This is a genomic window from Stenomitos rutilans (assembly GCF_059505485.1).
In genome coordinates, this window is the sequence record NZ_JCACKR010000101.1 from 39,359 (window position 1) to 49,946 (window position 10,588).

Below are 10,588 nucleotides of genomic sequence, written 5' to 3' on the forward strand. Positions count from 1 at the left end.
ATCTATCTAACAACTAACAACGCCTTCCGCCCCCGCCTCCCCTGCCCCCTCTGCTTTTGCCTTTTGCCTTCTACTTTTCACCCCTTCCCCTCTTTCCCCGCCATCATGAGTCCAATCTCGCTGATCACCACGTTTTCGATGGCGATCGAAGGTGATAGGCGACCTTTGTAGAGCACGTAGAGGCGATCGGAGAGCGTCAGCAGTTCGTCCAAATCTTCAGAGATGAGTAGAACCCCGGCTCCGTTGGCGCGAGCCTCCAGCAAGCGTTGGTGGACAGTGGTAACGGCACCAAGATCAAGTCCGCGTGTCGGTTGGCTTGCCAGGATGAGTTTGGGATCACGCGATAGTTCACGACCCAGGATCAGCTTTTGCATATTGCCACCAGACAGTAACCGCACCGTTGCCTTGGGCGATGGGCACCGTACGTCAAAGGCGGCAATGAGGCCGGCAGCATGGCGAGTGGCAGCCTCTCGCTTGAGCAACCCTATTTGAGAGAATGCTTGATCCTGGTGCGTTTCCAAAATCAAGTTCTCCCAAATGGTCATGTCTGTCACAAGCCCGGTGGTGTGACGGTCTTCAGGAATGCGTGCCACGCCAGCCTGCACCATATCAGCGGGAGAAAACTGCTGTAGCTTTTGCCCATAGAGCTGTACGATGCCCTGTGTGGGTGCCATCAGTCCGCTCAGCAGATCAAACAAGGCGGCTTGTCCATTGCCAGAAACGCCTGCAATGCCAACAATTTCTTGCTGACGTACCAGCAGATTGATGGCATCAAGTGAGGTAAGATGGCCTGCTTTCAGCGTCACGCGATCGAGCTGTAGGACTGGTTCACCAGGTGTGAGCGGCTGACGAATGGTTTTAGGCAGGGGTCTACCTACCATGTGTTCCGCGAGTTGGGCAGGTGTGGTGTCTGCGGTAGTGACAGCCGCGACAACTTTGCCAGCACGGAGGACGATGACACGATCGCTCACGGCCATCACTTCCTGCAACTTGTGAGAAATGAAGACGATCGAGAGCCCCGCTGACGTCAACTGGCGCAAGGTGGCAAACAGCGATGCGGCTTCGGGTGGCGTGAGCACCGCTGTGGGTTCATCGAGAATCAAAATCTTGACATCCCGATACAGCGCTTTGAGGATCTCAACCCGCTGACGTTCACCCACAGACAAGGCACCGATTTTGGCATCTGAATTCACTGCCAGTCCAAAGCGGTCTGATAGGGCGGTTAAGCGCTGACGTGCAGCTTGCAGGTTTTGCCAGGGTCGCCACAGGGGTTCGGTGCCCAGCGTGATATTGTCTAACACTGAAAGATTGTCTGCCAGCGTAAAGTGCTGATGCACCATGCCGACACCCGCTTCGATCGCGGCTCGAGGCGAACTTGTTTTCAGCGGTTTGCCAAAGACGGCGATCGATCCCTGATCCGCCACGTAATGACCAAACAGGATATTCATCAGCGTGGTCTTGCCTGCGCCATTTTCACCTAACAGCGCCAGCACTTCGCCGCGATGCAACTCCAGACTGACAGCATCATTTGCCAGCAGGCTCCCAAACCGCTTGCTGATGTTAGTGAGTTGAAGGACAACGTCGGCTTCTGGCTGCAGTAGTTGGTTCACGAATCTTGCAGCCTCTTGATGGACGATCGCATCAATATTTTCCAGAGTTGCGGATGGATAACTGTAGGGAAACTCGCCTGCATAGAGGCTATCCAGGGCATCGTCAAGTTCAAGCCAGATGACGTAATCAGGATCATGATCGGTATCCAACCAGATTTGATACAACGGCTGTATCGCTTGTCGAAGTGATATGAACTGACCATTGATGATTTGCTGTGCTATTTCGCACGCATACGCCCGAATAGCCGCTTTTGGCTCTGGTTCCTCTATATCTAATTCTTTGATCGCATGAATGAAATACGTTTCTATATCAAAAACGCTGCTGCGTCGATCGAGTCCAGCCAAAATTCGCAGGTTGGGCGAGTCGTAACCCTTCACGAGCAGTTCGGTTGCCCAATCAATGTAGTCATCCGCAAAGATCTGATGCAGCGCTCGCTTCCCGAATATGGCGTTGGTTGAATGACTCATCACGTTTGCACACCAAAGAGACAGGTCGTTGATCGCAGAAGGCTCAAGACGGTGTGGCTATCTCTAACTGTTTGCATATTTGCATTGCTGTAAAGTTGGGGATCTCTCGATGACGCGGTACAGAAGTCCGGCGATGGTTAGCAGGATTCTCCCAGATTGAGTGTTCGCCACCCTCCCGCACTAAACGACAGCCTTGAGCGCTGAGATGGCGGATTAAATCTCGCCGCTTCATGACGCTGCTAAATCGGGCACAATCTGAATGCGGGAAGCGGCAGTGAGAATGAGGTGAATCGGTTCTTCTAAATCACTGTCAGCATCCGTCAATTGAGCATTCGGCGAGGGCAATGGTTCGCCCAGCAGCAAATTGGTTTCTGCCATCTCAACCAGGGCACTTGCCAGTGATCGTCGCGCTGTTTCCAAATTCTCGGCAAAGGTGATGGTGCCTGGAAAGTCCAGCACTTCTCCATGTACACCTTCATCTAGAAACCGATAGGTTGCCTTATAGGTCAGCATGATAATCTCTTTGTTTGGATTTTAAGGATGAAGGATAAACGTTTTAATCTTTAGCCTTCATCCTTCATCCCTTATCCTTTCTACCTTACGCGGTCGCCTTCGGTTGCGTATCGTCAATTTTGACGGTAAATTTGCCTGCTTTGATGTCATCCTGTCTGGCAGTCACTTTTTGCTTCAGGTCGGCGGGAATTTTGCTGTCAAAGGTGCCCAGTGGTGAAAGACTGCTGCCACCGTACTTGATGTAGCTGTACTCGCCGTAGTCTTCCGCTTTGAAGGTGCCGTCTTTGACCGCTTTGATGGCGCGATCGATCGTCGGTTCCATGTGCCACAGTGCACTGGCGACGACGGTGTTGGGGTAATCTTTTTGGGTGTCGATGACGTTGCCGATCGCCAATACTTTCTTTTCTTTCGCGGCATCAGACACGCCAAACCGCTCGGCGTACATCACATCCGCACCTTTGCTGATCTGGGCGAAGGCGGCTTCCTTCGCCTTAGGTGGGTCAAACCAGCTCCCAATAAACGTCACCAGGAATTTCACATCTGGCTGGGTCTCTTTTGCGCCTGCCATAAACGCGTGCATCAGGCGATTGACCTCTGGGATCGGGTAGCCGCCGACCATCCCAATCACCTTAGATTTGGTCATACCGCCTGCAATCATGCCTGTAAGATAAGACGGCTCGTGAATGTAGTTGTCAAAAACGGCGAAATTGGTGCCGTCTGGTTTGCCGCTCGACCCCATCAAAAACGCGACTTTGGGGTATTCCTTGGCGACCGATCGACAGGCTTTTTCCACCGCAAACGCTTCACCAACGATCAGTTGATTGCCGCCTTCTGCATATTGCCGCAACACCCGCTCGTAGTCAGTGTTGGTCGTATTTTCAGAATAAACGTACTCAATGTCGCCTCGCTCTTTGGCGGCTGACAGCGCTTTGTGAATACGGCTCACCCACTGTTGCTCGATCGGTACCGTGTATACACTCGCCACTTTGATTTTGCCTGCTGGTGAGGCTGAAGGCGATCCTTGTACTGCTGGAGAACCTTCTGGCGCAGGCGATGAGGCACAGGCTTTGAGCAAAAGGCTAGAGCCAAAGGCAGCGGAGCCATAAACAAGGAACTTCCGACGATTAAAGTTGTCTGTCATGCGTTTCAATGCCTAAAACTATCAGTCAAGGAATATTTTGTCCTTGACTCGTATTACTAAACCATTTGTTGAAGCATGGATAGTATAAGGCATTACATGTAAGCGATCGTTCAGGCAGAAGCCGCATGTTCGTGTAGCAGGCTGTGTTTGATCTAATTAGCGGTCAGTGGTCAGCCTGGAATTTAAAGCTGAAGGCTGATAGCTAATCCCTGGTTGACTGACCAATCTTTTAGTGATCGCCTGACCCGCTCTGCACTAAAAGTACAGGCTAATGGAAGGAAGTCCTCTATAGGCTCTTCCCAAAGGGTAGAGGACTGCAAGCCTCTAGCAACCCGTTTTAACGGGTTTTTACACCGTTAGCCCAGATTTGAATCACGGGCGGGTGAGCAACGGAGCGATTAGCCTTTCAAGACTTTTGTTAGTCAGTAGCTAACCCAGAATCATGTTCACAAAACAAAGAGGAGCGCTATATTCAGGCACAAGGGCATAAGTGCGCTTCATAGAGCGTTAAGCAGATTGATAGCGAATGGTTGGCGGCTGATCACTCGGTTCCATCACCCGCTTTTCGGCCTGTTTGATTGGAATTTTGACGCGAAAGGTCGTTCCTTGTCCAATAGTAGAGGTGCATTCCAACTGTCCACCGTGCTTTTCGACGACAATTTGATAGCTAATAGATAAGCCTAAACCTGTGCCTTTACCCACTGCTTTAGTGGTGAAGAAGGGTTTGAAAATGGACTGTCTCACCGCCTCAGGCATACCCGGCCCATTATCAGAAATCTCAATTAGAACCCAATCTTGCTCAAGCCGTGCTGTCCGGATGTGGATCGTGGGTGAGAGTTGAGTGGCATTACTTTCTACAGACTGTTGGCCTTTAGGCGCAGCTTCTAACGCGTCAATGGCATTGCTGAGCAGGTTCATAAACACCTGGTTTAGTTGTCCAGCGTAGCACTCAACTGGAGGCAACTGTTCGTATGTTTTCTGCAACTGAATGCCCGATCGATCCGCTTTTGCTTTCAAATGGTTCTGCAAGATCAGCAGCGTACTGTCGATACCCTCATGAATGTCAACTGGTTTCATGGCTGCCTCATCTAACCGGGCAAAGTTACGGAGCGAGAGCACCAACTGACGAATGCGCTCGGTGCCAACTTTCATCGACGACAGCATTTTCGGTAAGTCTTCGTTCAAAAATTCCAGATCACTCTGCTCAATCGCTGTTTGCACAGCGATCGTTGGCTGAGGATACGACTGTTGGTAAACGCTCAATACCTCTAGTAAAGCCTGTACGTAACCACTGGTGTGAAGCAGGTTGCCATGAATGAAGTTAACAGGGTTATTAATTTCATGCGCCACTCCGGCTACGAGTTGCCCTAAGCTGGACATTTTTTCAGTTTGAACGAGCTGAATCTGGGCTTCCTGAAGCTTGCGAAGAGTTTCTTCTAGCCCCTGATTGGCGGCTTCTAACTGAGCCGGGCTTGGTAATGCCAGCACTTTAGGCACCAGTGGAATCAGTTCTACAGCCGTGATGACTGAAATTAAAGCGGTGAGTGCTTTGATCGTTCCAGCTAACCAATAGGTCGGGTGCCAGAGCGTCCAAATGTCCATCAGGTGACCAATACCACACGCAATGATGAAGAGGCCAAACATCCAAAAAATCCAGTTAAAGGGGATATCTTTACGTTTGGAAACGAAATAAATAAGCGTGAGGGGAATAGAGAAATAGGCAAGCGCGATCGCGCCATCAGAGATGACATGCAACCAAACTAATGTCGGCTTCCAAAGGTAACAATGGCCGTGAGCAATAAACCCTTGTGGATTCAAAAAAGTCCTAAATGCTTCCAACATGAAAACCTCTCAGAAGGTATAGAAAGCAGGCATTGACATCAGCAGTAAACCAGAGTGGCGCATGCTTTTAGATCTAAAAGGTAGAGTGCCCTGATTTGCCGTATGATCAGCACATTGGCTGAAGGAAAATGGATGCGTTCTAGCTTGCTTCTGTAAGGGCGATCGTGCAGTTTCAAATGTTACTGGAGCATCGTGCAGTTTCAAATGTTACTGGAGCAAGCCACTCTACCCTGAGACGCTTTCCCTGATTGCCTGGCAAAGCTTTCCGTAATCGCCTGCCTCGCCTTGCCTCAAAGTGCGGACTAACAGCAGAAAGTCCTCTCTAGGTGCTGCCTTCCCGAAGGGTAGAGGCCTACAAGCGTCTTTCACCCCGTTTTAACGGGTTTCGCACCGTTAGCCCGGCTTCTAATCACGGGCGAATGAGCCACGAAGCCATCAGCCTTTCAAGACTTTTGTCAGTTGGTCAGGATATCTTCCTGGAATGCTTCCAATACCTGTAGGATTGGTCTGTCACAGGTACCACTGCGGCATTTCTCAAAAACGGTTAAAAAGCAACAGGCGCGGCGATTTTATTAGGACAGGCTTTTTTAGGGCAGGGATTGACCGCAACCAAAACTACGATCGCGGCTCCCACGTTGCTGAATCACAGCCGATTTCGTTTGGATTCACCATATCCGCTACCCACCCCTCTGCATCCGTTTTAAATTAGACTGTGGCTTACTCGATTAAGAGCGGCTGTAAGTAACAGCTGCTCAATGTCCTTACTGGAAACATCAACCAACGGGTGAAGAGATGGTTAAACCCATTTTGCTGCTGATTAATCTTCAATCTAAACAAGGGCTTTTACGGTTTGGAGAAGCGCTTGCTAGTTTCAATGACTTGGGCGTTCAATACATCATTGGTCAGATCAAAGAGGCTGAAGATTTTGCCCGTTGCATCCGCCGCTACCAAGAGCGGGTATCTGCGGTAATCATTGGTGGAGGCGATGGTACATTAAATGTTGCCGTTGATGCACTCGTTGAGACAGGTTTGCCGTTGGGCATTTTACCGTTGGGAACGGCGAATGATCTGGTTCGCACGCTCAACCTACCCCGGACACTGCCAGAAGCCTGTCAGGTGATTGCTCAAGGTCACCGACAGACCATTGATTTAGGGCGAGTTAATGGCAAATACTTTTTTAACGTCGCCAGTTGTGGTCTCAGTATCAAAATTACGCAGAAACTTTCAGGCAGACTGAAAAAACGCTGGGGCGTTGTGGCATACGCGATCGCGGCGCTACGAACGATGGTGACAATACGACGGTTTACGGCTGTGATCCAGGTCGATGACGGGGTAGAAATGACCCGAAGGTCTTTGCAAATTGCGGTCGGCAACGGACGCTACTATGGCGGCGGTTTAACCATTGCCAAGGATGCGGCGATCGACGATCAGAGACTTGATCTGTACAGCCTGGAGATGCCCCAATGGTGGCACCTCCTCTTCTTATTGCCTGCTTTGAGAACAGGGCAATTCAGCAATCGTATTGGTATTGAACGCTGGGAGGGCAAACAAATCAAAGTTTGGACGCATGAACCGAAGCGAGTGAACACGGATGGCGAAATTACAACCAAAACGCCCGCCCTGTTCGAGCTTTGCCCCAAAGCGTTGGAGGTCTTTGTTCCGCCACCAGCAGACTCGTCGTCAGTCGATCGGTCAAGCTAGCCCAGTCAACGTTGGCATTCACAAACTAGGCACCAATCATCCGCACACTGACAACTGTACTTCTAGAACGATCGCATCTCAGCGAGACTTAGAGCCGTCTTGAGAGCGAAGCAGCCTGATACTCTCTACAATGATTGGAGAGAACGAGTTTATCAAAGTTTTAAGTTTTTCGCAGAACAAATGTACTTTAATAGAGTAGATCTAGCGCTTGCTCAATCTCAACGGCTAGAGGGCATACTAAGTGTGGTTCGGCATTTGCCCTTACAGCTAAATAAAGTACATCTCGAACTCTGAGAACCTGATCGATGGGTTTTTTCACGTCTGACTTCTAACGCCTGAATTCTGCTGCATGTTCTATATTCTGCTCCGTTTCGTATGAATGCCCATCCATCTGCGTTGCCGACGAGTCATCAGAGCATTGTCGAACAGCTTGATTTAATGCTGCGGGCGCGGTATCCGCTGATCTACATCGTGGGTGCAGAAGAAGACCCGATCGAGGCAGTTTTAACGCAAGTGGCAGCTCGTTCAACGCCTCAGCGCGATCTGTACCTGTGGGATATTGCGCGAGGCTGGAATGACAATGGCTCCGATAAGGGGTCAGCGATCGCGGCTCTGGGGCGCATTGCCAAAGCGGCAGGTGAAAAACCGGCCATCTATGTGCTGAAAGATTTGCATCCCGTCCTCAAAGCGCCTCTACAGCCGGGCAATGTACCCATCATTCGTGAAATTAAAACCTTAGCCCGCGAACTCAAGCGCACTCGTAAAACCTTAATTTTGACGAGCTATTCGCTTGATGTGCCGCCCGAATTCATCGAAGAGATGACGGTCATTGATTTTCCGCTACCGGATGCTGATGAAATCAACACCTTGCTTTCCTTTCTAGTCGTTCCAGAAAACCTGAAACTATCGCAGTTCTCAAGAGAGCAACTGGTGAAGGCATGCCAGGGATTGAGCCGAGCACGCATTCAACGGGTGCTGGCAAACGCAATTGCGGCAAAACAGCAGGTTACAGAACAGGACATTGATAGCGTTTTAGAAGCGAAGCGGCAAGCCATTCGGCAAACGGGGATTTTGGAGTTTGTCACCACTCACGCCTCCCTTAAAAGCGTGGGTGGACTGGATCAGCTTAAGCGGTGGGTGCAAATGCGGCAGGATAGCTTCACTGAAGAAGCACGGCGTTACGGTATCCCCAACCCCAAAGGTGTTCTCCTGGCAGGCATTCAGGGCACAGGCAAATCACTGTCTGCCAAAACGATCGCGCACGAATGGCGGCTCCCCTTATTGCGACTGGATGCTGGGCGGTTGTTTGGCGGATTGGTGGGTGAAAGCGAAAGCCGAGTGCGTCAGATGATCCAAATTGTCGAAGCGATCGCGCCTTGCGTGTTGTGGATGGATGAAATTGACAAGGCGTTTGGCAACATCAATGCAGGCTTTGATGGAGATTCGGGCACCAGTCGGCGGGTGTTTGGCAATTTAATTACCTGGATGCAGGAAAAAACAAGCCCGGTATTTATCGTTGCCACGGCTAATAATGTGCAAATTCTGCCCGCTGAACTGCTTCGTAAAGGTCGCTTTGATGAAATCTTTTTCTTGAACTTACCCACGGAGCAAGAACGACGAGAAATCTTTCGGGTGCATTTACAGCGCCTACGCCCCAGCCGTTTACGGGAGTTTGATCTCGATCTATTAGCTCGTCAGTCGAAAAACTTTAGTGGCGCTGAGATCGAGCAAACCATTATTGATGGGATGCAGCGCGCCTTTAGTCGGGGTACTCCTGGCAATCGGCAAGACTTTAGCAGCGAAGATATTGTGCAGGCGATCGAGGAAACGGTTCCCTTAGCCGCGATCGCCCGTGACCAGATCGACGCGCTCAAGCAGTGGGCAGCTATTACGGGTGCCCGTCCCGCTTCTCAAGATGTACAGTTGGTTGAAGAGTTGCGTCAGTTAACCCACGATCGGGGCATTGGGCCCTTGGAGGTCGATTAAATGTCTCATTTCACTCAAATCAAAACCGAGATTAAAGATCCTGATGCGCTTGTGAAGGCGTTGACTGAAATGAAGTTTAAAGCCATTGAAGTGCATGAAACGGCACAACCGTTGTACGGCTATCAAGGAGATAAGCGCTCAGACACGGCGGAAATCATTATTCGTCGTCAATATATTGGCAGAATGAGCAACGATATTGGCTTTAAGCGTCAAGAGAACGGTAGCTTTACCGCCATTATTTCTGAGTACGATCGCCACAAATATTCTCAACAGTGGCTAAACCAGATGACGCAGCGCTATGCCTATCATGCGCTCATGACCCAAGTGCCGCTACAAGGATTTGCGATCGAGCAAGATGAAATTTTAGACGATGGCACAATTCGCGTTGTGCTTGCAAAATGGGTTTAAGGCTTAGCTTGATGTCAACGGTAGTTTTTTTATTGAAACGGGAGAGTATAAATGTCTCACTTTAGCCGCATTAAAGTTCAGATCAAAAACGGCGAAATTTTACATCAGGTGCTGCAAGAGCTAGGCTACAGCGTCGATTGTAGTGCCCAGGTTCGTGGTTATCAGGGTGACAAAACTCAGGCGGAGTATGTGATCCGTCGATCGAATGGATACGACCTGGGTTTTCGTTGCAGTCATAGCGATGGAAATGATGGCGATGACCATTACGAACTGGTCGCCGACTTCTGGGGCGCGCGCATCAATCAACAAGATTTTCTCAATCCCATCTTGCAAAACTATGCCCACAAAACGCTGATGGCAAATGTGCAGGCACAGGGATTTGATGTTGAGGCTCAAGAAACGTTAGAAGACGGCACTCTACGCGTGGTCGTTGGCAGGTGGGTGTGATTCCTAAAAGCGAAGCATGACCGTGCTTGCGGTAGACTAATATCAAGACATTTTGACTAACTGTATTGAGTCTTATTCTCTTTTCCACACTTCAGCAGTCATGTCATGTCCATTTCCACCAATACCCACTAGTGGGTCACTTGGCATGAATACTGCCATTATTTGCTGGGTCTGGCAAGATAGAGAAGTCCCCGATGCTAGAGTGTGATGACTCGCCGACAGAAAGACCCGTTACGTGCACTCACCGATGAAGAACAGCAGGAATTAGAACGCCTCAGTCGTGCAACGAGTGAATCTGCCACTCGTGTGGCTCGTGCCAAAGCCCTGCTAGCGGTTGCCCAAAGACTGAGCTATACCGCTGCTGCCCAAGTTTGTGGGAGGCGTTCTGGGGATGCGGTTGCACAATTAGTCGAACGGTTGGTAGTGCATTAGATTAATGTGGGATAGGTGGCAATGTCATGCCAATGCCACG

At 50.1% G+C, this 10,588-nt stretch carries 10 protein-coding genes; 5 read left to right on the forward strand and 5 right to left on the reverse strand.

Translation table 11 applies throughout. The features are described 5' to 3' along the window. Positions 1 to 77: 77 nt before the first annotated feature. From AC5JLP_RS20165 to AC5JLP_RS20185, 5 genes are all read right to left on the reverse strand, one after another. Positions 78 to 2,078 carry an ABC transporter ATP-binding protein gene (locus AC5JLP_RS20165; RefSeq protein WP_496069735.1) on the reverse strand — a complete coding sequence of 667 codons (2,001 nt, stop codon included), beginning with the start codon at positions 2,076 to 2,078 and terminating at the stop codon, positions 78 to 80. 43 nt (positions 2,079 to 2,121) lie between these two features. Further along, positions 2,122 to 2,310, reverse strand: coding sequence for a type II toxin-antitoxin system HicA family toxin (locus tag AC5JLP_RS20170; protein ID WP_496069736.1), 189 nt, complete (start codon positions 2,308 to 2,310; stop codon positions 2,122 to 2,124). Next, entirely contained in the window at positions 2,307 to 2,591 is a 285-nt protein-coding gene (locus AC5JLP_RS20175) for a type II toxin-antitoxin system HicB family antitoxin (protein WP_496069737.1), read from the reverse strand. Before AC5JLP_RS20175 ends, AC5JLP_RS20170 begins: the two co-directional genes overlap by 4 nt. An 85-nt stretch (positions 2,592 to 2,676) precedes the next feature. Continuing rightward, positions 2,677 to 3,732, reverse strand: coding sequence for a BMP family protein (locus AC5JLP_RS20180; protein WP_496069738.1), 1,056 nt, complete (start codon positions 3,730 to 3,732; stop codon positions 2,677 to 2,679). 507 nt (positions 3,733 to 4,239) lie between these two features. Continuing rightward, positions 4,240 to 5,574 (reverse strand): sensor histidine kinase, encoded by a 1,335-nt coding sequence (locus tag AC5JLP_RS20185; RefSeq protein ID WP_496069739.1) that lies wholly within the window; start codon positions 5,572 to 5,574, stop codon positions 4,240 to 4,242. A gap of 792 nt (positions 5,575 to 6,366) precedes the next feature. Here AC5JLP_RS20185 and AC5JLP_RS20190 point away from each other — a divergent pair. From AC5JLP_RS20190 to AC5JLP_RS20210, 5 genes are all read left to right on the forward strand, one after another. Beyond that, positions 6,367 to 7,275 carry a lipid kinase gene (locus AC5JLP_RS20190; RefSeq protein WP_496069740.1) on the forward strand — a complete coding sequence of 303 codons (909 nt, stop codon included), beginning with the start codon at positions 6,367 to 6,369 and terminating at the stop codon, positions 7,273 to 7,275. Positions 7,276 to 7,650: 375 nt separating this feature from the next. Next, positions 7,651 to 9,261 carry an AAA family ATPase gene (locus AC5JLP_RS20195; RefSeq protein ID WP_496069741.1) on the forward strand — a complete coding sequence of 537 codons (1,611 nt, stop codon included), beginning with the start codon at positions 7,651 to 7,653 and terminating at the stop codon, positions 9,259 to 9,261. Next, positions 9,262 to 9,669, forward strand: a complete 408-nt coding sequence (locus AC5JLP_RS20200) for a DUF1257 domain-containing protein (RefSeq protein WP_496069742.1) — start codon at positions 9,262 to 9,264, stop codon at positions 9,667 to 9,669. Between the two features lie 51 nt (positions 9,670 to 9,720). Continuing rightward, entirely contained in the window at positions 9,721 to 10,116 is a 396-nt protein-coding gene (locus AC5JLP_RS20205; protein WP_496069743.1) for a DUF1257 domain-containing protein, read from the forward strand. Positions 10,117 to 10,323: 207 nt separating this feature from the next. Next, the gene (locus AC5JLP_RS20210) at positions 10,324 to 10,548 is read left to right on the forward strand and encodes a hypothetical protein (RefSeq protein WP_496069744.1); all 225 of its coding nucleotides are present in this window, start codon (positions 10,324 to 10,326) and stop codon (positions 10,546 to 10,548) included. Positions 10,549 to 10,588: the final 40 nt, after the last annotated feature.